Below are 19071 nucleotides of genomic sequence, written 5' to 3' on the forward strand. Positions count from 1 at the left end.
AATCGGGGTCGGTTGTGATCAGGATTTTATTGGCCTGCCTGCTGGCAGTGACAGTGGCCGGCTGCACCGGATCGCAACGCCCGCAAGCCGAGCAGGCCGAGATCGTGTCGCGATCTTATCGTGATCCCGGACCGTCGACCCTGACCCTTTATACGATGATCAGCACCCGGACGGGTTCGGGTGCCCACACGTCGCTGATGATCAGTGGCAGTGAAAGGGTGATCTTTGACCCTGCGGGATCATTCCGGGCGGATGTGGTGCCGATCAAGGACGACGTCCTGTACGGCATCACCCCCAACGTGGAACGCGCTTATCGCAGCAGCCATGCGCGCGAAACGCATTATGCGCGCATCCAAACCGTCGAAGTGACCCCTCAGCAGGCCGAGATTGCCCTGCAGCTTGCCAAGCAGTCAGGGCCGGTTGCAGGTGCGTTTTGCGCCAATTCGACGGCTCAGTTGCTGCGGCAGGTGCCGGGGTTCGAGCAGATCGAAACCACCTTTTATCCCGTCAAGCTGTCGGACCAATTTGCCCAGCTACCGGGTGTTCAAACCGCCGAGTACCGGGAAAACGACGACGCCGATCTGCAAACCGGTCTCGCCTTCAACAATGCGCGTTTGAACCAGTTGGAGGCTAGCTCAGCCCAATAGGTAGAGCAGTCCGTAAAGCGTTGCGGCCCCGCTGAAGATGGCTGCGATCACGTTCTTGGTGACAATCCCGACGGCCAGCGTGACCGCAGCGGCGGTCATTCTTGGGACATCTGGCTGCCCTTCGGTCGCGGTGGGCCAGACCACCAAGGGCGCGATCAGGGCCGGTACTATAGCCACCGCCGTGTAACGCAGGTGCCGCAGCAGCCATGCGGGCATTGGGCGGTCGCCAACGATGCCGATAAAAGTAAAGCGCAGGGCAAAGCTGCCCACGGCCAACCCGAGGATGATGATCCAGATGGTGGTCGTGTCGATGTGGGTCATGATTTCCTACGCTCCAGAAACAGCTCGGCCTGCGCACCTGCGATCATGCCCGCCGTGCCAGCAATCAACAGACCCAGATTAAAGGGCACAGCCACGGTCAACAGCGCGACCACGATGGCAACCAGAGCGGCGATTACATGCGCTAGCGTGCGCATCATCGGGCCGATCATGGCCAGAAAGGTGATCGGTAACGCAAAGTCCAGCGCCCAGCTTTCGGGAATTTGCGTGCCCAGAACTGCCCCCAGATAGGTCGCCAACAACCACAACGGGGTCAGCGGCGTTGCGGTGCCAAAGAAATAGACCATGCGTTGCGGGATGGTCATGTCTGGCTCTTTTTCGAACCGCATGATCGAGCAGGCATAGGTCTGGTCCACCGTCAGATAAGCCGCACAGGCCCGCTGCCACAGCGGTGCCGCCCCCAGATACGGCGTCAGCGAGGCGGAATACATCGCAACCCGCAAGTTCACCGCCAAAGCCGAGGCCAGCACGATCGCAGTGGGTGTATTGTCCTGCAAAAGCTGCAAGGCGGTGAACTGGGCGGCCCCGGCAAAGACGGTGGCGGAAAAAGCCAGCGTTTGTACGACGTTCAGCCCGGCTTCGGTCGAAAAGACGCCGAACAGGGTACCAAAGGGGATCGCAACAAAGATGAACGGCGTCCCGTCGCGAAAACCCTTCCAGAAGTATGACTTGGATGTGGTGTCTGCCATGGCTAAATCCTATGGTGTTATCCGCAGCAGTAGCGGTCTTGGGAAAGGGTTGCAATTGGCCACCGAACAGAACCTGTCAGACTATCTCATCGCCCCTGATCCAGGCGCCGCCCGCCTGACCCGCGCGGTCGAGGGCGTGGATCAGAATGGTGAGGTCAGCCACATCTCGGTGGTCGAGGAGCGCCCGCTGACCATTTTCCTCAACTCGCAGGAAATCGTGACGGCGATGACAATTGGTGATTATCCCGAATATCTGGCACTGGGCTTCCTGCGCAATCAGGGGATGCTGCTGGCCGATGATGACATCACCCGCGTTGACTATGACGACGATCTGGAAACCGTGGTCGTGCGGACCGCGCGTGAAACCTCGTATGAGGACAAGCTCAAGAAAAAGACCCGCACCAGTGGCTGCGCCGTAGGCACCGTCTTTGGCGACATGATGGAAGGGCTTGAGGACGTGCGCCTGCCGCAGGTTCAGGTGCGGACCTCGTGGCTGTATGATCTGGCCGCCAAGATCAACCGCACACCGTCGTTGTATCTTGAGGCCGGGGCGATCCACGGCACGGTGCTGTGCTGCGAAAATCGCCCTCTGGTCTATATGGAGGACGTCGGCCGCCACAACGCCGTCGACAAAATCGCGGGCTGGATGCTGTCCGAAGGCGCAGAGGCTGGGGACAAGATCCTCTATACCACCGGGCGCCTGACGTCCGAGATGGTGATTAAAACGGCGATGATGGGCATTCCGGTGCTGGCGTCCCGGTCCGGGTTTACGGCGTGGGGCGTCGAGATCGCACGCGAGGTCGGCCTGACCCTGATCGGTCGAATGCGCGGCCAGCGGTTCGTGTGCCTTTCCGGCGAGGACCGCCTGCTGCGCGACATCGACCCGGCCAGCGTGGCGGTTGAGGATAAGAAAAACAGGCGGAAGAGTGCGGAGTAGACATTGACTTACAAATATCACTTGTCAGAACAAATTGACGACAAGATCCTCGTTAGAGCCATGGGTAAGTACAGGCAAAGTAACACCGGAAAAGGCGCTTACTGGGGCTACGTGGCATTGGATTCAATAAGAGGAATTTTGGCTGTTGTTGGCGGAATTGTTGTCGCTTTCATAGCGTTTCGTGCGCTTGGCGCTCTCCCTCTGACACAAGGTCTTTTTGCACCTGTATCCGGAGGGATAATTGGAGCTGGCGTGCTTTTTTTTGCGGAACGTTTTTCCAGAAGGCTGAAAGTCAGGCAGATGATGGCATCGCCGATTTACAACGGCGGAACTGACTTTACATTCACACCAGACGGTTTGGATATGCGGTCGCCCTATGTAACTTGGAATGTTTCTTGGCGTGCTGTTGGGAAAGTTATCGAAGATAAGGCTGGGTTCTTCTTTTACGCTGGTGCTTTCGTCTATGTGCCGCCCAAGAAACTTCTGAGCACAGGGGACGCTCAGAACTTCCTTGAAACGGTTGAAAACTGGCGTTCTGCGGAGAGGGCAGCTTGACCCGCCCCCTCGGCATCATCCTCGCAGGCGGTCTGGCCACCCGGATGGGCGGCGGTGACAAGGGCCTGTTGCAAATCGGCGGACAAAGCCTGCTTGGTCATGTGATCGACCGCTTAGCCCCGCAGGTGGACAGTCTGGCGCTGAACGCCAATGGCGATCCCGCGCGGTTTTCCGACCTGAACCTGCCGGTGGTCGCGGACACGGTCGAAGGGTTCGCGGGCCCTCTGGCCGGTGTTCTGGCTGGGCTGGACTGGGCCGCCGAAGAAGGGGCCGATTGCATCGTCACCGCCGCTGCCGACACGCCATTTTTTCCGCGCGATCTGGTGGCCAGACTGGTAGACGCCGCCGAAGGGCAGTCCCATCCGCTTGTGCTGGCCACCACGCCGCGCACGGGGGATGAGGCGCTGAAATCCGGCGGTGGCAAACGTGTCAACCGGCACCCGACCTTTGGCCTCTGGCCCGTTGCGCTGCGCGATGATCTGCGGGCGGCGCTGCAGGACGGTTTGCGCAAGGTGGTGATCTGGACCGACCAGCACGACGGGCGCGAGGCGCTGTTCCCGGCTGAGCCGTTTGATCCGTTCTTTAACGTCAACACGCCCGACGATCTGGCGCGGGCCGAACAACTGCTGGAGCAGGCATGAGGGTCTACGGCGTCACCGGCTGGAAAAACGCGGGCAAAACCGGGCTGATGGAGCGTCTGGTGGCCGAGATCACCGGTCGGGGGTTCTCGGTGTCGACGCTCAAACACGCGCACCACAGCGTCGATGTGGATCAACCCGGCACCGACAGCTATCGCCACCGAACGGCGGGCGCGTCCGAGGTGCTGCTGGCCTCGGGTCAGCGTCTCGCGATCATGCAAGAACTGCGCGGTGCGCCCGAGCCTTCGATGGCGGATCTGCTGGCCCGGCTGTCTCCGGTCGATCTGGTGCTGATCGAAGGGTTCAAACGCGAGGACCACCCCAAGATTGAGGCCTTCCGGGCCGAGGCCGGGAACGCTCTGATGGCCCCTGGAAACCCGACGATCCGCGCCGTGGCCAGCGACACGCCGCTAAAGGTCGACCAACCGGTTTTTGACCTGAACGATACCGCCGCGATTGCCGATTTTATCCTGAACGAGGTGGGGCTATGACCAAACCCGACATCGCACCTCCGCCCTTGCGCAACGATTGTTTTGCTTTGCCCGCCGGGGTGAACTGGACCCCGGTCGAGGACGCGCTGTCCTTGCTGCGCGACCGGCTGACCGTGGTTGCGGGCGTGGAAACCGTGCCCTTGGCGCAGGCCACAGGGCGTATTCTCGCGCAGGAGGTTATCGCCCAACGTTCGAATCCGCCGCAGCCCAATACGGCGGTGGATGGCTATGGCTTTGCCGGGGCCGCGCCTGACGGGCCGCAAGTGATGCCGCTGCATCCGGGGCGCGCGGCGGCTGGGATACCGTTTGACGGCTTGGTGCCCGCAGGCCATGCGCTGCGTGTGCTGACCGGGGCAGCGCTGCCTGCGGGCGTTGATACCGTCATTTTGGAAGAGGACGTGACCGTTCAGGACGGGCACATTGCATTTCACGGACCCCTGAAACGCGGCGCAAATACCCGCAAGGCAGGCGAGGATGTGGCTGAGGGCGACGCGGTTCTGCCCGCCGGACGTCGCCTGACCCCGGCCGATCTGGCGCTGTTGTCGGCCACCGGTCTGGCCGAGGTTCCGGTGCGCAAAGTGCTGCGCGTGGCGGTTCTGTCCACGGGGGATGAACTGGTCGAACCCGGTGAATCCGCCGGTCCGGGCCAGATTTACGATGCCAACCGTCCGATGCTGTTGTCCTTGTTGGAACGCATGGGGTTTGAGGCGGTCGATATGGGCCGGGTGCCCGACGACCGCGAGGCGTTGCGGACTTGTCTGAACCAAGCCGCTGAACGAGCGGATGTGATCCTGACCAGTGGCGGCGCGTCTGCCGGGGATGAGGACCATGTCTCGGCCCTGTTGCGGCAGGCAGGGGCGATGCAGGAATGGCGGATTGCACTGAAACCGGGTCGGCCTCTGGCGCTTGGGATGTGGGACGGAACGCCTGTGTTCGGCCTGCCGGGAAACCCGGTGGCCGCGTTGGTTTGCACGTTGATCTTTGCACGTCCTGCCTTGGGTCTGTTGGCAGGCGAGGGTTGGCTGGAGCCGCAAGGATTCGACGTGCCCGCCGCCTTCGAGAAACGTAAGAAACCGGGCCGCCGCGAATACCTGCGCGCCCGTGTGCGCGATGGACGGGTCGAGGTCTTTGCATCCGAAGGATCAGGCCGGATCAGCGGGCTGAGTTGGGCAGAGGGTCTGGTCGAGATTGAAGATGGCGCGCGCCATATCCAACCGGGCGACCTCGTCCGGTTCATCCCGTATGGCAGTTTCGGTCTTTAATCGAAGGTCCCGGCAACTCGTCCCAACAGCATGAACGCCCGCGCGGTGCGTGTATCGCCCAAGGCGGTCAGATCAGCATCGCTGGCTTCGGGTTCAAACTCGATAATCATATGGTCGAACCGGCGCAGGAAATGGTGGGCTGCGTCCCGGAAAATCGGGTCTTGCTTCATCCGGGCCGAAGTCAGCGCCAGAGAGGAGCGGTCCCGGATGCCGCCCAAGGCCGCCACGGATCGGCCCCGCGCGCCTTGCGCAAATTGCCGCCAAATCTCGGGGCGCGCCATGTCGGGGCGCAGGTCATCCATGTAGATGCCTTCCTGGCTAAGCAAGGTCAGAACATCCTGAGACGCCTGTACCAGTTGCGCCGCCTTGCGATCCTTCAGCGCCAGTCGCAGGGCGTTGAACCCTTCGGTATCTTCCTGGGTTTCCGGGAAATTCAGTGCGCGAATAAACACATCATTGCTGAGCGGGGGCGCGATATCTTCGGCCTGCGTACCCAGTTCCAGCGTGGTCTGATCCCCGTTTGCGTTGGGCGATTTCCCTCGCACCGGCTCAGTACGTTGGGTCGAGAATGTGGCCAGCGCGGTTTCGGTCTTCTTCGCGGTCTCAGCGATCTGGTCCAGCTTTTGCGTGACCGCAGGCTCATACCCGCTGGAGCTGCGCTGTTGCTGGGCGATGAACGTATTGCGCAACGCATCGATCGAGGTTTGCAGCCGCGTGCTTTCCTCGCGCATGATACGGCTGGCCCGCATCGCAGTCGCTGCAACCCAGATCATCGCAACGGGCATGAACACCGCCAGCAATGTCACCACAAAGCCGCCACCTTCGACCTTGTCGGGCAGCACCAGAAACACGACCGAAACGATCAGCCAGATAACGCTGAGCGCGATGGCCGCGATCTCGATCTCGGTCAGGGCAGGCAAGGCGGGCTTGTCATAGATACCCAGCGAAGTTGGCTGCTCGGCTTCCTGTTCTGTCGTGGGGTCGGACATGCGTGCGCTCCGGGGTCAGGCGTATTCGATAGTCAAGATCTCATACGAGCGCACGCCGCCGGGGGTGCGCACTTCGACGCTGTCGCCTTCATCCTTGCCGATCAGCGCGCGGGCGATAGGGGATTTGATGTTCAGCAGACCCGCTTCGATATTGGCCTCATACTCGCCCACGATCTGCCAGGTCTTTTCTTCGTCGGTATCTTCATCAACCAACGTGACTTTGGCGCCGAATTTCACAGCACCGGACAGCTTTGCCGGGTCGATCACGTCGGCCAGCGACAGGATGCCTTCAAGCTCTTTGATCCGGCCTTCGATAAAGCCCTGTTTCTCGCGGGCCGAGTGGTATTCGGCGTTTTCTTTCAGATCGCCCAACTCTCGGGCCGAGGCGATGGCCTCGATGATCGCAGGGCGCTCGACGGATTTGAGGTTTTTGAGCTCGGCTGCGAGCGCGGCATTGCCCGCAGGCGTCATTGGAATTTTTTCCATATTCTTGTCGTCCACGCGTAAAGTGATTAGCCCCGCCGCACGAAATAGGCGCCGGGGCGAATGAATGGGTCGTCAATTACCTGACCCAAATGGCGTGGAAAATGCAAGGGGGCTAAATCGCCCCGATGCGGATTACAGCCTAGGCGTAGCTGATCACCTCGAATTCGATGCCATTGTCATCGTCGAAATAGAATCGTTTGCCCGGTTCGTAATCCGCGTGGGATTTTGGCGTGAATCCGGCCTTGACGACTTTGGCCTCGGTTTCGTCGATATCTTCGACCAGAACGCCCACATGGTTCAGCCCGCCCACGATGTCATAACTGCTTTCGGACGACGGTTTCGGATCGCTGGGCGCATAAAGCGCCAGATAGGTGTGCGCGCTGCCAACATGGACGGTGTATCCTCCGGCAATGGCCGGACCCTCCCACCGGGTTTTCCAGCCAAAGACGTCGTGCATCCACTTGGCCGAAGCCTGCGGGTCGCGGACGGTAAAGTTGGTGTGTTCAAGCGTTGCCATCATGGGATCTCCTTTGCGAATTGAGGCTTGTCCCGACTCACCGTAATTTCTAAACCTAACTTTAGGTCAAGAGATTTATAGAGGTTGAAATGGCGGTATCCGAAGGACTGGCAATTGGAGCTTTGGCCCGGCGCACAGGATTGGCGGTGTCGGCCATTCGCTACTATGAGGCGCAGGGGCTGATCACACCGTGGCGCAATGCGGGCGGGCAAAGGCGCTATCAGCGTGCCGATATCCGGCGGTTAAGTTTTGTTATGATCGCCCAGCAATTCGGACTGTCCCTGCCGGAAATTCGTCAGGTGCTGTCGGGCCTGCCCGGAAACCGCACTCCCACGCCGCAGGATTGGAAAGAGATCAGCGTCGGGCTGCGCGCGCACCTGGATCAGCGAATCGACACGTTGACCCGGCTGCGGGACAATCTGGATGGCTGCATCGGCTGTGGCTGTCTGAGCTTGCCCAAATGCGCGCTCTACAATCCCGATGACCGGGCAAAATCCAAAGGAAGCGGCCCCAGATACCTCATGGGGGACACTCCTGAGGGCTGAAGTGTCGAATAGCGGCATTGTTACGCCGTGTTTCGATTGACCTATGTCTTTCTCAGCATGTAATCAGCCGTGAAACAAAATTGCGCCAGCCAAGCTGAAACAGCGCCAATTCGGAAAGTTAGCTAAGGAGCCCACGATGGCCGATATTGAACGCGAAGCGATGGAATATGATGTGGTGATCGTGGGCGCAGGTCCTGCGGGCCTGTCGGCGGCCATCCGTTTGAAACAACTGGATGCCGATCTGAACGTCGTGGTGCTTGAGAAAGGCTCGGAAGTGGGCGCGCACATCCTGTCGGGCGCGGTGCTGGACCCGTGCGGCCTGGATGCCCTGATCCCGGACTGGAAAGAAAAGGGCGCGCCGCTGAACGTGCCGGTGCATGAAGACAATTTCTATATGCTGGGTGAAGCCGGTCAGATACGTATCCCAAACTTCCCCATGCCGCCGCTGATGAACAACCACGGCAACTACATCGTCTCGATGGGCAATGTCTGTCGCTGGATGGCCGAACAGGCCGAAGAGCTGGGCGTGGAAATCTTCCCCGGAATGGCGTGCTCGGAACTGGTCTATGGTGAGAATGGCGAAGTCAAAGGTGTGGTCGCCGGTGTCTTTGGTCTGGAAGCGGATGGGTCCTATGGCCCCAACACCGAACCGGGGATGGAACTGCACGGCAAATACGTCTTCCTGTCGGAAGGTGTCCGTGGCTCGCTGTCCAAGGAAGTGATCGCCAAATACGACCTGCAAGCTGGGAAAGAGCCGCAGAAATACGGCGTCGGCATGAAAGAGATCTGGGAGGTCGACCCGGCAAAGCACAAGGAAGGTACCGTCACTCACACGATGGGCTGGCCCTTGGGCAGCAATGCGGGTGGCGGATCGTTCATTTATCACCTGGAAAACAATCAGGTCTATGTCGGTTTCGTGGTGCACCTGAACTACAAAAACCCGCATCTGTATCCCTACATGGAGTTCCAGCGCTTCAAGCATCACCCGATGGTGGCCGAACTGCTGAAAGGCGGCAAGCGCGTGGCCTACGGTGCCCGTGCCATCACCGAGGGCGGCTATCAGTCGATGCCCAAGCTGGTCGCTCCGGGTGTGGCACTGCTGGGCTGTTCAGCGGGCATGGTCAACGTGCCGCGTATCAAGGGCAACCACAACGCGATGCTGTCGGGCAAAGCCGCAGCCGAGGCCGCCTTCGACGCGATTAAGGCCGACCGCTCGGGTGACGAACTGACCGCTTATGAGACTGACGTACGCGACGGCGCTATCGGTGCAGACCTGAAGAAGGTGCGCAACGTCAAACCGATCTGGTCGAAATGGGGCCTGACAGCATCGCTGATGCTGGGTGGTCTGGACATGTGGACCAACACGCTGGGCTTTTCGCTGTTCGGTACCGTGGGCCATGGCAAGAACGACGCCGAGGCGACTGAGGATGCCGGCAAACACAAGCCCATCGACTATCCCAAACCCGATGGTGTGCTGTCTTTCGACCGTCTGACTAACGTCTCATTCGCGGCCACCAACCACGAAGAAAGCCAACCCTGCCACCTGAAGCTGGCAGACCCGGCGATCCCAGTCAGCGTCAACCTGCCCAAGTTCGATGAACCGGCACAGCGCTACTGCCCGGCGGGTGTCTACGAAATGGTCGAAGATGAGAACGGCCCGCGATTCGTCATCAACTTCCAGAACTGTGTTCACTGCAAGACCTGCGATATCAAGGATCCCAGCCAGAACATCACCTGGACCACGCCGCAGGGCGGTGACGGGCCGAATTATCCCAACATGTAAGCAAAAAACAGGCAATGGCGGCGTCGTGAAGGCGTGGCCATTGCCTCTTTCCGGCCGAAGCCCTAGCTTGTGTGGCAGTCAACAATAGCAAGGCAGGATTTCGGTGGCATCCCGTTTACGTCGCGCAGCACTGGCTGTGCTGTTTACTTCTACCTTTGCCATTCCGTCACTCGCAGACACGGGGTCCGGGGCGTATCTTGCCGGGCGTCAGGCAATTTTCCAAAGCGATTACGCGGCGGCCGAGCAGTATTATTCCGAAGCGCTGCGGGCTGATCCCGAAAACAACCAACTGCTGGAAAGCGTTGTCGTGGCCCGTCTATCGCTGGGTGAGATCGAGCGTGCCCTGCCTGTCGCTGAGGCGATAGAGGAGCGTGGAATGCCTAGCCAGGCGGCGCGCATGGTGATCGCTGCTAATTTGGTCGCAGATGGCGCGTTGGACGAATTTCTGGAGCGCGATCCGGAAACGCAGGGCGTTGGGCCGCTGGTCGATGGCCTGATGATGGGTTGGGCCCATATGGGTCAGGGCGCGATGACCAAGGCGATGGAACAGTTCGACCAGGTTTCGACCCAGGAAGGCCTGCGCGAATTCGCGATGTACCACAAGGCACTGGCGCTGGCTTCAGTCGGGGATTTCGAAGGGGCCGAGGCGATCTTTTCGGCGGATAACGATGCGGTCGCGCGGTTCACCCGCCGTGCTGCGTTGGCCCGAACCGAAGTATTGTCGCAATTGGACCGCAACGAGGATGCGTTGCTTTTCCTCAGCACAGTGTTTGCCGCCGGAAGCGATCCGTCCATCGAAGGGTATGAGGCGCGATTGGCCGCGGGCGAGACCTTGCCATTTACCCATGTCCGTACCTCGCAGGATGGCATGGCCGAGGTGTTCTTTTCCGTCGGTGCCGCGCTTAGCAGCGAAGCCGCCCAAACCTATGTACTGCTATATGCGCAGGTCGCCGCGTTCCTGCGCACAGACCATGTCGACGCGATCTTGCTGACGGCTGAACTGCTGGATGCGTTGGAGCAATATGATCTGGCGGTTCAAGCTTATCGCCGGGTTCCCGCTGACAGCAGCGACTACCATGCCGCCGAACTGGGTCGGGCCGAGGTTCTAAGCCGCGCAGGCAAAACCGATGCCGCGGCCGAAGTATTGCAATCCCTCGCCGCGCAAAGCCCGGATTTGCCCAGCGTGCATGTGGCATTGGCTGATTTGCAGCGGCGGCAAGAGGATTACGCTGAGGCCGTTCAGACCTATGACAAGGCCATCGAACTGATCGAGGAAGGTGCGGGCAGCAATTGGTTCCTGCACTACGCCCGAGGCATCTCGCATGAGCGTCTCAAGCAATGGGATCAGGCCGAGGCCGACTTCCGCCGCGCGTTGGAACTGAACCCGGACCAGCCGCAGGTGCTGAACTATCTGGGCTATTCGCTGGTCGAGCGGCAGGAAAAGCTGGATGAGGCGCTGGACATGATCGAACGCGCCGTGGCAGCCCGCCCGGACAGTGGCTATATCGTCGACAGCCTGGGCTGGGTTCTGTTCCGTCTGGGCCGCTATGACGAGGCCGTGGGCCATATGGAACGCGCGGTTGAGCTGATGCCTGTTGATCCGGTGGTAAACGACCATCTGGGCGATGTTTACTGGGCTGTTGGCCGCGCGCGCGAGGCCGAGTTCCAGTGGAAACGCGCCTTGTCCTTCATCGATTCCGAAGACACCGATGGTGAGGCTGACCCGGACCGCATCCGCCGCAAGCTGGAAATTGGACTGGACGCGGTTCTTGTCGAAGAAGGGGCTGAGCCCCTGAAAGTGGCCAATGAAGGCTGAGGCGTTCGCCCCCGCCAAGATCAATCTGACCCTGCATGTGACTGGCCGCCGCGCGGATGGTTATCACCTGCTGGATTCTCTGGTGGTCTTTGCCGATGTGGGCGACAGGCTGCAGTTCACCCCCGGCGACGATCTGTCAATTTCTGTGACGGGTGAACACGCTGGAGGAGTGCCGACAGACAGCCGAAATCTGGTCTGGAAGGCCGCACAGGCAGCGGGCTGGACCGGGCATATCGACCTGAACAAGGTGCTGCCGCATGGCGGTGGGATCGGGGGCGGGTCCTCGGACGCGGCGGCGACGCTTCGGATGGCGGCAAAGCAGGGCAGGCCGGTCTCGACCGACATGGCCCTGTCGCTGGGGGCGGATATCCCGGTCTGCGTCACGGCTCAGGCCATGCGAATGCGGGGCATTGGGGACGATCTGACACCCGCTTCGCTGCCGTCTCTGCCAGCCCTGTTGGTCAACCCTGGCGTCGAAGTCCCCACCGGGCGCGTGTTCGCGGCATTGGAAAGCCGCGACAACCTGCCAATGCCCGCAGAGATCCCTGAATTTGAGACTGTCGAGACCTGCGCCGATTGGTTGCGGGATCAACGCAACGACCTTGAATCGCCAACAACGGGCTTGGCTCCCGAAGTCGCCCGCGTTTTGGATGAACTTGATAGCACCAAAGCGGCCCTTATGGCCCGCATGTCAGGGTCGGGTTCGACCTGTTTTGCGCTTTATCCCACGATGAAAGACGCGCATTTCGCCGCTTATGAGATTGGCGCAGCCCATCCCAATTGGTGGTGCCGCGCGACTCAGCTTAATTGAGGCGCGAAACCACGTAGTCGGCCAAATCACGCAACAGCGTGCGGATCTCGTGGTCGGGCAGGGCGTCCAGCGATGCTTTGGCCTTGTTCGCCCAGCCAAAGGCATCCGCTCGCGTCGCTTCAAGCGTACTGTACTTGGCCATTAGGCCAAGGGCATGGTCCAGATCGCCCTCTTCCTGACGACCGCGCCCAATGGTGCGCTCCCAGAAGGCGTGTTCGTCGGGCGTGGCCTGTGCCACAGCTTTGATCACTGGCAGGGTCAGCTTACGCTCGCGGAAATCATCGCCCACATTTTTACCTGTGGCTGCGCTGTCGCCTTGATAGTCCAGCAGATCATCCGCGATCTGGAACGCGATTCCCAGCGCGTCGCCATAGTCATAAAGCGCCTTGACCTGTTCCTCGGTTGCGCCGGAAATTACGCCACCCACCTCGGTCGCGGCCGAGAACAGCGCCGCCGTCTTGCCGCGCACAACCCGTAAGTAAATCGCCTCGGTCGTGCCCAGATCGGTCGCGGCAGTCATTTGCAGCACTTCGCCTTCGGCAATCGTGGCGGAGGCATTGGCCAGGATATCCAGGACCCGCAGCGATCCTGTCTCAACCATCAACTGAAAGCTGCGGGAGAACAGGTAATCACCGACCAGAACGCTGGATTTGTTGTCCCACAGAAGGTTCGCAGTAGGCCGCCCGCGCCGCTGGGCACTTTCGTCGACCACATCATCATGCAGCAGGGTTGCGGTGTGAATAAACTCGACCGTCGCGGCCAGACGAACGTGGTGATCTCCGGCATAACCAAACAGCCGCGCCGCCGCCAAGGTCAGCATCGGGCGCAGGCGTTTGCCGCCTGCTTCGACCAGATGCGCGGTGACTTCGGGAATGCGCGGCGCGTGTTCTGACGCCATGCGCGTGCGGATCAACTCGTTGACCGCGCCCATTTCGCCCGTCAGGATTTCCGCCAAACGCTCATGCGGTTTTGTGACCGTGTCGATATTCATCACACCCTTGATACAAGGCTCGACATCCCAGTCGGCTTGCCCTTACATCCATCCCCATGAAAGAACTTTTGCGCAGCACTGATCCGACGATTCTGGCCTTTGCATCCGCTCTTCTTGAGGGCGAGGATATAGACTGCTTTCAGATGGACGTAAATATGAGCATCCTCGAAGGTGGTATCGGAATCTTCCCTCGCCGCTTGATGGTGCGCGCGGATGACCTGACCCGCGCCGAACGTGTCATGCACGACAATGATATCCCTTTGGGTCGATGACACTGTTTGCTGACGCCGACCTGACCCGAAATGACTTTTTGGGAGGACGTGTGCGCCTGCGGCAACCCCGTAAGGGGTATCGCGCAGGCGTGGACCCTGTTTTATTGGCCGCATCTGTACCCTCAATGCCCGGCCAGACGGTTCTGGAATTGGGGTGTGGTGCTGGGGCCGCCGTTTTATGCCTGCTGGCGCGGGTGCCTGACCTGCAGGCTGTGGGGGTCGAATTGCAGCCCGCTTATGCTGATCTGGCGCGTCGGAATGCCGCTGACAACGGCACCGCGCTTGAGGTTTTTGAAGCTGATCTGACCGCTTTGCCGTCCGATCTCAAACAGCGCCAGTTCGATCACGTTATTGCGAACCCGCCCTATTATCGGGCCGGAGCGCACAGCCCTGCGGCGGATGAAGGCCGTAGCGCCGCATTGGGTGAAAACACGCCGTTGAACCTTTGGATCGAGACTGCGGCCAAACGCCTTGCCCCCCGGGGGTATCTGCACATGATTCAGAAAGCGGACCGTTTGCCAGATATGCTGGCCGCCTGTGAAGGGTGCTTGGGGTCTGTCGAAGTATTGCCGTTGTCTGCCCGTGTCGGTCGACGTGCTGAACTGGTTATTCTGAGGGCTAGAAAGGGCGGAAAAGCCGCGTTTCAACTGCATGCCCCGCTGGTTCTCCATTCAGGTGAGCGCCATGAGGTAGACGGTGACAGTTACACTCCGCCAGTTTCGGCCGTATTGCGCGAAGGGGCTGGCTTGCCCGGATTTTCCAGCTGACAGGCATTAACCAGCCGATTTTGTCGGATTTGTTATATTTTCTATGCACCCGCAGCGTGACAGGGTGGAAACGATGTGCTCAACTTCTTACGTGAAACTCAGACATCAACAGAGGAGTACCGCCATGAGCGTGAGCGCACACCTGACCGAACTGAAGAAAAAGCACGAAAACCTCGGTCTTGAAGTTGAACAAGCACAACGCTCGCCTGGTATCGACGATCTTCACATTGCTCAGCTCAAAAAACAGAAACTAAAGCTCAAGGAAGAGATTGAGCGATTGTCGAGTTAACGGCGCATACTGACCCGGGCGGCGATTAAAGCGCCGCCAGTGATTAATACGGCCGCGATCGCCAGACCCCAGCTTGGGGCGGCGATCCCGGCGACCACCAGAACAAGCGTAGACAGAAGCGGGGCCGCGTAAGATGACGTGCCCAGAATTTGAATGTCTCCCTGCTTGACCCCGATATCCCAGACATAAAACGCCAAGCCAACGGGCCCCAGCCCAAGAGCTATGACCGATCCCCAGCCCAGAATGGTTTCTGGCCAGACGGTCTCTTCAACAGCGATGTGCAAAAGGCCCGAGGCAACAGCCGTGGCCACACAGAACACAGCGACCGAACTGGTTGGCGTGTCGCCCAGACGACGCGACAGCACGGAATAGCCCGACCATGTCAGCGCGCACATCAAGGCCAAGCCATACCCCGGCAGGTGTTCGGCCTGAAAACCGCTGCTACCGCCACCCGCGATGATCACGGCGGCCCCGGCGAAACCCAGGCAGGCCCCGATCAGGTGGCCGATGCGCAATTGTTCTCCGGGCAATAGCCCCGAGAGCAGGACGATCAGCAGAGGCCACAGATAGGCGATAAGCCCGGCCTCTGCGGCAGGGGCCATTCGCAAAGCCGAGAAATACAGCGCATGATAGCCAAAAAGACCGATTGTACCGAACAGATAGGTCGTCCACGGGATTTCTCGAAGCTGACTCAACCCGCCTGTGGCCCATGTCCAACCCAATCCCAGCGCTCCACCGATGGAAAAGCACAACGCGTTCAGCAGCAAAGGCGGCGTGGGCGCGGACCCAACCGTAAAGAGGGCCAGCAGGGCCCAAAGCAGGACGGCGACAAAGCCGATTCCTGTTGCGCGCGTTCTTGTCACGGTGCGGGCACCTCTTCCACCGGAATGATTTCGAACTCATCCGACAAATGCGCAGTCTTTTCAATCTCGGACATGAACCAATCGCGGAACGCCGCAATCTGAGGTCTGTTTTCGGCCCCTTTCAGACACAGGAACCGGAAGCGGCCCATGGTCTCGATTGCGACCTTGAAGGGGGCTACCAAACGGCCTTCCGCCAGATCCTTGATAATCATAGCCCTTCGACCGAGCACGACGCCCACTCCGGCAACTGCTGCGTCAATCGCATGATCCGCGTTGGAAAAATGCGCGCCGTGCTGTGGGTTGAAGTCTACCCCGACGGCCCGAAACCAAGTGGGCCAGTCAGATGGGGGCCGCAGAAACGCAATCGAGTCGTCAAAGATCAAGGGGGCCTCCCGCAGGCTTTCAGGCGTTGGAAATTGTTCGGCCATATCCGGGGTCATCACCGGGGTCAGCCATTCCTTGCGAACGGGAACGGAATACAGCCCTTCGTCCCCGCCATAGCCAAAGCGGATCGCCACATCTACATCATCCCTCTCGAGGTCCATGTTACGTAGTGTGGCCGAGAACTTCAGGTCGATCTCTGGATGCGCGCGGGCAAAGTCATAGAGCCGCGGAGCCAACCACTTGGCCGTCAACGCCGGGCCCGCCGTAACGGTCAGGCTGGTGTCATTGCCCAGCCGCCGGGCCGCCTGCCACGCGGCTTGTAGCGTGGCGAATCCGTCTGCCGCACCGGGGGCCAAGGCGCGCCCGGCTTCCGTCAATTCCACCGCCCGGTTGAGGCGACGAAACAGGGGGCGTCCCAGATGCTCCTCCAGCGATTTGATCTGAAAGGACAGGGCTGCGGGCGTGACATGCAGTTCTTCTGCAGCCTTGGAAAAAGACATGTGGCGCGCGGCGGCATCAAAGGCCCGTAGGGCGGTAAGTGGCGGTAGGTAGTCGCTCATTGGATAAGAATATCTTAACTGAGATCAGAAGAAAGCTCGTTTGTCGGTCTTAAAAATAAGCCTCATATTGATCTCAAGTCAAACAACGCTGAACTGAAAGGAGATATTCCATGATCGAGGCAACCTCCAGTCCCTCTGTCGCCCGCGCCTTTCGGCGTGCCCATTTCGAACGGTCCCGCGCGATCGGTGACTTGGTGAAATGGCTATTCGGTTCCCGCTGAGCGCAGCGCGCGCGTTCTTACGGGATAAAAAAGGGCCGGTCTTAAAAGACCGGCCCGTTTTCGTTTTGCACAGGGATTAAACGAAGAACTGCGCACCGTTGGCCGAAATGGTCGATCCATTGATGAACTGCGAATCGTCCGATGCCAGGAAAGCCACGCAGCGTGCGATTTCCTCGGGTTCGCCCAAACGTCCTGCGGGGATTTGGCCGATGATCGACTCGCGTACTTTCTCAGGCACAGCCATGACCATCTCGGTCGCGATGTAGCCGGGGCAGATGGCGTTTGCGGTGATACCAGCCCGCGCGCCTTCCTGCGCGAGTGATTTCACGATGCCCAGATCACCGGCCTTGGTCGCCGCATAGTTCACCTGTGCGAACTGACCCTTCTGACCGTTAATCGAGCTGATGACGATGATGCGACCGAATTTGCGCTCGCGCATGCCGGGCCAGACGGGGTGAACGGTGTTGAACACGCCGGTCAGGTTGGTGTCGATCACCTGATGCCACTGTTCCGGGGTCATCTTGTGGAACGGAGCGTCGCGGGTGATGCCCGCGTTGGCGACCACGATGTCGATGGGGCCAACCTTGGCCTCAACCTTTTCGATACCCGCTTTGGATTCGTCATAATCAGCCACGTTCCACTTGTATGTGGCGATGCCGGTTTCCTCGGTGAATTTTGCGGCCGCTTCGTCGTTTCCGGCATAGGTGGCTGCAACATTGTACCCTTCGGCTTTCAGCGCCTTGGAAATTGCTGCGCCGATGCCGCGGGAACCGCCGGTGACGAGTGCTGTACGTGCCATTTAGGCTTCCTCCAATTTAAGTCGTCTTGGTAATGCTGTTACTTTGATAGGTGATCTTGCGCAATATTGTTTCGTCGAGAATCATCGAAACCCATAGGGCAATATCGTCGCATCTTTGGGTCAGCCCCAATGTAACAAAAAAGGGCGCCTGCGGGGCGCCCTTTCTATGTTCAGTGCTTAATAGCTTAGTCGCGCTCCACGCACAGGGCGACGCCCATGCCGCCGCCGATGCAAAGGGTCGCCAGACCCTTCTTCGCGTCGCGGCGTTTCATTTCGAACAGAAGCGTGTTCAGAACGCGGCAGCCCGAGGCGCCGATCGGGTGGCCGATGGCAATTGCGCCTCCGTTCACGTTTACGATCGACGGGTCCCAACCCATGTCCTTGTTCACGGCGCAAGCTTGCGCAGCGAAGGCTTCGTTGGCCTCAATCAAATCCAGGTCGTCGACTGACCAGCCCGCTTTTTCCAGCGCTTTGCGCGAGGCGTAGATCGGGCCAACGCCCATGATCGACGGGTCCAGGCCCGCCGTCGCATAGGAGGCGATCCGGGCCAGAGGTTCAATCCCACGCTTCTCGGCGTTTTCTGCCGACATCAACAGGGTCGCCGCTGCGCCATCATTCAGGCCGGATGCGTTGGCCGCCGTGACCGAGCCATCCTTGGTGAAAGCGGGGCGCAGCTTGGCCATCGCCTCCATCGTTGCGCCGTGCCGGATATATTCGTCGCTGTCCATCACGATGTCGCCCTTGCGGGTTTTGATGGTGAAGGGCGTGATCTCATCTGCGAACTTACCAGCTTTTTGTGCGGCTTCGGCCTTGTTTTGGCTGGCGACGGCAAATTCATCCTGCATATCGCGGCTGATCTGCCATTTCTCGGCTACGTTCTCGGCTGTCTGACCCATGTGGTAGCCGTTGAACGCATCCCACAAACCATCACGGATCATGGTGTCGATATACTTCATGTCACCCATCTTGTGACCGGCGCGCAGCGCGGCAGCGTGAGGAGACATGGTCATGTTTTCCTGACCACCAGCAGCGACGATTTCCGCATCGCCCAGTTGGATATGCTGCGCACCCAGTGCAACCGCGCGCAGGCCCGAACCGCAGACTTGGTTGATCCCCCAGGCCGCGCTTTCCTGTGGAAGACCCGCATTGATATGCGCCTGACGCGCTGGGTTCTGACCCTGTGCCGCAGTCAGAACCTGGCCCATGATGGTCTCGCTGACCTCACCCTTTTCGATCCCAGCGCGTTCGACGACGGCTTCGAGAACGGCGGTACCCAAATCATGCGCGGGTGTGTTTGCGAACGAGCCACCAAAACTGCCGACGCCTGTGCGTGCTGCGGATGCGATTACTACGTTGGTCATTAAGACAATCCTTTACCGTCAAGGTTCTGTGGGAAACGTGACGGCGCAGGCGATAGGGA

General features: G+C 59.9%; 23 protein-coding genes. 13 read left to right on the forward strand and 10 right to left on the reverse strand.

What is annotated here, in order from left to right:
* Positions 1 to 14: 14 nt before the first annotated feature.
* Complete coding sequence (locus tag ACR0DB_RS09435) at positions 15 to 647, forward strand: hypothetical protein (protein WP_480550386.1); 633 nt, start codon at positions 15 to 17, stop codon at positions 645 to 647.
* Here ACR0DB_RS09435 and ACR0DB_RS09440 read toward each other — a convergent pair.
* Entirely contained in the window at positions 636 to 968 is a 333-nt protein-coding gene (locus ACR0DB_RS09440; protein WP_170772626.1) for an AzlD domain-containing protein, read from the reverse strand. The genes ACR0DB_RS09435 and ACR0DB_RS09440 overlap by 12 nt on opposite strands.
* Positions 965 to 1675, reverse strand: a complete 711-nt coding sequence (locus ACR0DB_RS09445; RefSeq protein ID WP_170772624.1) for an AzlC family ABC transporter permease — start codon at positions 1673 to 1675, stop codon at positions 965 to 967. The genes ACR0DB_RS09440 and ACR0DB_RS09445 overlap by 4 nt, the downstream gene beginning before the upstream one ends.
* On the opposite strand from ACR0DB_RS09445, the gene ACR0DB_RS09450 reads away from it, so the two are divergent.
* The 5 genes from ACR0DB_RS09450 to ACR0DB_RS09470 are packed head-to-tail and all read left to right on the forward strand — an operon-like array spanning position 1674 to position 5558.
* On the forward strand, positions 1674 to 2612 hold the full coding sequence (locus ACR0DB_RS09450) for a formate dehydrogenase accessory sulfurtransferase FdhD (protein WP_237215809.1): 939 nt from the start codon (positions 1674 to 1676) through the stop codon (positions 2610 to 2612). The two genes, ACR0DB_RS09445 and ACR0DB_RS09450, sit on opposite strands and share 2 nt — an antisense overlap.
* A 3-nt stretch (positions 2613 to 2615) precedes the next feature.
* Entirely contained in the window at positions 2616 to 3167 is a 552-nt protein-coding gene (locus tag ACR0DB_RS09455; protein WP_480550389.1) for a YcxB family protein, read from the forward strand.
* Positions 3164 to 3808: a molybdenum cofactor guanylyltransferase MobA gene (gene mobA / locus ACR0DB_RS09460; RefSeq protein WP_170784965.1), complete on the forward strand. Its 645-nt coding sequence runs from the start codon at positions 3164 to 3166 to the stop codon at positions 3806 to 3808. The genes ACR0DB_RS09455 and mobA overlap by 4 nt, the downstream gene beginning before the upstream one ends.
* Positions 3805 to 4296: a molybdopterin-guanine dinucleotide biosynthesis protein B gene (gene mobB, locus ACR0DB_RS09465; RefSeq protein WP_480550391.1), complete on the forward strand. Its 492-nt coding sequence runs from the start codon at positions 3805 to 3807 to the stop codon at positions 4294 to 4296. The genes mobA and mobB overlap by 4 nt, the downstream gene beginning before the upstream one ends.
* Positions 4293 to 5558, forward strand: a complete 1266-nt coding sequence (locus ACR0DB_RS09470) for a molybdopterin-binding protein (protein WP_480550393.1) — start codon at positions 4293 to 4295, stop codon at positions 5556 to 5558. Before mobB ends, ACR0DB_RS09470 begins: the two co-directional genes overlap by 4 nt.
* On the opposite strand, the gene ACR0DB_RS09475 is transcribed toward ACR0DB_RS09470, so the two are convergent.
* From ACR0DB_RS09475 to ACR0DB_RS09485, 3 genes are all read right to left on the reverse strand, one after another.
* On the reverse strand, positions 5555 to 6547 hold the full coding sequence (locus ACR0DB_RS09475; RefSeq protein ID WP_170772613.1) for a hypothetical protein: 993 nt from the start codon (positions 6545 to 6547) through the stop codon (positions 5555 to 5557). The genes ACR0DB_RS09470 and ACR0DB_RS09475 overlap by 4 nt on opposite strands.
* Before the next feature lie 15 nt (positions 6548 to 6562).
* Positions 6563 to 7033 (reverse strand): transcription elongation factor GreA, encoded by a 471-nt coding sequence (greA, locus tag ACR0DB_RS09480; RefSeq protein ID WP_170772611.1) that lies wholly within the window; start codon positions 7031 to 7033, stop codon positions 6563 to 6565.
* Positions 7034 to 7172: 139 nt separating this feature from the next.
* Positions 7173 to 7553, reverse strand: a complete 381-nt coding sequence (locus ACR0DB_RS09485; protein WP_170772609.1) for a VOC family protein — start codon at positions 7551 to 7553, stop codon at positions 7173 to 7175.
* A gap of 86 nt (positions 7554 to 7639) precedes the next feature.
* On the opposite strand from ACR0DB_RS09485, the gene soxR reads away from it, so the two are divergent.
* The 4 genes from soxR (at position 7640) to ACR0DB_RS09505 (ending at position 12505) form a co-directional block, all read left to right on the forward strand.
* The gene (gene soxR / locus ACR0DB_RS09490) at positions 7640 to 8095 is read left to right on the forward strand and encodes a redox-sensitive transcriptional activator SoxR (RefSeq protein WP_170772607.1); all 456 of its coding nucleotides are present in this window, start codon (positions 7640 to 7642) and stop codon (positions 8093 to 8095) included.
* A gap of 136 nt (positions 8096 to 8231) precedes the next feature.
* A complete protein-coding gene (locus ACR0DB_RS09495; protein WP_480550395.1) occupies positions 8232 to 9878 on the forward strand; it encodes an electron transfer flavoprotein-ubiquinone oxidoreductase in 1647 nt (548 codons plus the stop codon).
* 103 nt (positions 9879 to 9981) lie between these two features.
* Positions 9982 to 11694, forward strand: coding sequence for a tetratricopeptide repeat protein (locus ACR0DB_RS09500; RefSeq protein ID WP_480550397.1), 1713 nt, complete (start codon positions 9982 to 9984; stop codon positions 11692 to 11694).
* Positions 11684 to 12505: a 4-(cytidine 5'-diphospho)-2-C-methyl-D-erythritol kinase gene (locus ACR0DB_RS09505; RefSeq protein ID WP_480550399.1), complete on the forward strand. Its 822-nt coding sequence runs from the start codon at positions 11684 to 11686 to the stop codon at positions 12503 to 12505. The genes ACR0DB_RS09500 and ACR0DB_RS09505 overlap by 11 nt, the downstream gene beginning before the upstream one ends.
* Here ACR0DB_RS09505 and ACR0DB_RS09510 read toward each other — a convergent pair.
* Positions 12498 to 13496: a polyprenyl synthetase family protein gene (locus tag ACR0DB_RS09510; protein WP_480550401.1), complete on the reverse strand. Its 999-nt coding sequence runs from the start codon at positions 13494 to 13496 to the stop codon at positions 12498 to 12500. The two genes, ACR0DB_RS09505 and ACR0DB_RS09510, sit on opposite strands and share 8 nt — an antisense overlap.
* 56 nt (positions 13497 to 13552) lie before the next feature.
* On the opposite strand from ACR0DB_RS09510, the gene ACR0DB_RS09515 reads away from it, so the two are divergent.
* The 3 genes from ACR0DB_RS09515 to ACR0DB_RS09525 all read left to right on the forward strand — a co-directional run bounded on the left by ACR0DB_RS09515 (position 13553) and on the right by ACR0DB_RS09525 (position 14824).
* The gene (locus tag ACR0DB_RS09515) at positions 13553 to 13768 is read left to right on the forward strand and encodes a putative signal transducing protein (RefSeq protein ID WP_170353555.1); all 216 of its coding nucleotides are present in this window, start codon (positions 13553 to 13555) and stop codon (positions 13766 to 13768) included.
* On the forward strand, positions 13765 to 14535 hold the full coding sequence (locus ACR0DB_RS09520) for a tRNA1(Val) (adenine(37)-N6)-methyltransferase (protein ID WP_480550403.1): 771 nt from the start codon (positions 13765 to 13767) through the stop codon (positions 14533 to 14535). The genes ACR0DB_RS09515 and ACR0DB_RS09520 overlap by 4 nt, the downstream gene beginning before the upstream one ends.
* Before the next feature lie 124 nt (positions 14536 to 14659).
* A complete protein-coding gene (locus ACR0DB_RS09525; protein WP_170772595.1) occupies positions 14660 to 14824 on the forward strand; it encodes a YdcH family protein in 165 nt (54 codons plus the stop codon).
* Here the strand turns inward: ACR0DB_RS09525 and yddG are convergent.
* From yddG to ACR0DB_RS09545, 4 genes are all read right to left on the reverse strand, one after another.
* Positions 14821 to 15687, reverse strand: coding sequence for an aromatic amino acid exporter YddG (yddG, locus tag ACR0DB_RS09530; RefSeq protein WP_480550405.1), 867 nt, complete (start codon positions 15685 to 15687; stop codon positions 14821 to 14823). The genes ACR0DB_RS09525 and yddG overlap by 4 nt on opposite strands.
* A complete protein-coding gene (locus tag ACR0DB_RS09535; protein ID WP_170751846.1) occupies positions 15684 to 16631 on the reverse strand; it encodes a transcriptional regulator GcvA in 948 nt (315 codons plus the stop codon). The genes yddG and ACR0DB_RS09535 overlap by 4 nt, the downstream gene beginning before the upstream one ends.
* A gap of 297 nt (positions 16632 to 16928) precedes the next feature.
* Entirely contained in the window at positions 16929 to 17651 is a 723-nt protein-coding gene (gene phbB / locus ACR0DB_RS09540; RefSeq protein ID WP_480550407.1) for an acetoacetyl-CoA reductase, read from the reverse strand.
* A 185-nt stretch (positions 17652 to 17836) separates the two neighbouring features.
* Entirely contained in the window at positions 17837 to 19012 is a 1176-nt protein-coding gene (locus ACR0DB_RS09545; protein WP_170772589.1) for an acetyl-CoA C-acetyltransferase, read from the reverse strand.
* Between the last annotated feature and the right edge of the window lie 59 nt (positions 19013 to 19071).

The sequence above is a fragment of the Ruegeria sp. AB6 genome (assembly GCF_056542685.1).

Coding starts and splice junctions, on each gene's coding strand:
- ACR0DB_RS09470 (WP_480550393.1), top strand. CDS start 4,293: ATGACCAAACCCGACATCGCACCTCCGCCCTTGCGCAACGATTGTTTT.
- ACR0DB_RS09505 (WP_480550399.1), top strand. CDS start 11,684: ATGAAGGCTGAGGCGTTCGCCCCCGCCAAGATCAATCTGACCCTGCAT.
- ACR0DB_RS09440 (WP_170772626.1), bottom strand. CDS start 968: ATGACCCACATCGACACGACCACCATCTGGATCATCATCCTCGGGTTG.
- ACR0DB_RS09445 (WP_170772624.1), bottom strand. CDS start 1,675: ATGGCAGACACCACATCCAAGTCATACTTCTGGAAGGGTTTTCGCGAC.
- ACR0DB_RS09525 (WP_170772595.1), top strand. CDS start 14,660: ATGAGCGTGAGCGCACACCTGACCGAACTGAAGAAAAAGCACGAAAAC.
- ACR0DB_RS09545 (WP_170772589.1), bottom strand. CDS start 19,012: ATGACCAACGTAGTAATCGCATCCGCAGCACGCACAGGCGTCGGCAGT.
- ACR0DB_RS09535 (WP_170751846.1), bottom strand. CDS start 16,631: ATGAGCGACTACCTACCGCCACTTACCGCCCTACGGGCCTTTGATGCC.
- ACR0DB_RS09515 (WP_170353555.1), top strand. CDS start 13,553: ATGAAAGAACTTTTGCGCAGCACTGATCCGACGATTCTGGCCTTTGCA.
- ACR0DB_RS09510 (WP_480550401.1), bottom strand. CDS start 13,496: ATGAATATCGACACGGTCACAAAACCGCATGAGCGTTTGGCGGAAATC.
- ACR0DB_RS09495 (WP_480550395.1), top strand. CDS start 8,232: ATGGCCGATATTGAACGCGAAGCGATGGAATATGATGTGGTGATCGTG.
- soxR (WP_170772607.1), top strand. CDS start 7,640: ATGGCGGTATCCGAAGGACTGGCAATTGGAGCTTTGGCCCGGCGCACA.
- greA (WP_170772611.1), bottom strand. CDS start 7,033: ATGGAAAAAATTCCAATGACGCCTGCGGGCAATGCCGCGCTCGCAGCC.
- ACR0DB_RS09485 (WP_170772609.1), bottom strand. CDS start 7,553: ATGATGGCAACGCTTGAACACACCAACTTTACCGTCCGCGACCCGCAG.
- ACR0DB_RS09450 (WP_237215809.1), top strand. CDS start 1,674: ATGGCTAAATCCTATGGTGTTATCCGCAGCAGTAGCGGTCTTGGGAAA.
- ACR0DB_RS09475 (WP_170772613.1), bottom strand. CDS start 6,547: ATGTCCGACCCCACGACAGAACAGGAAGCCGAGCAGCCAACTTCGCTG.
- mobB (WP_480550391.1), top strand. CDS start 3,805: ATGAGGGTCTACGGCGTCACCGGCTGGAAAAACGCGGGCAAAACCGGG.
- ACR0DB_RS09520 (WP_480550403.1), top strand. CDS start 13,765: ATGACACTGTTTGCTGACGCCGACCTGACCCGAAATGACTTTTTGGGA.
- phbB (WP_480550407.1), bottom strand. CDS start 17,651: ATGGCACGTACAGCACTCGTCACCGGCGGTTCCCGCGGCATCGGCGCA.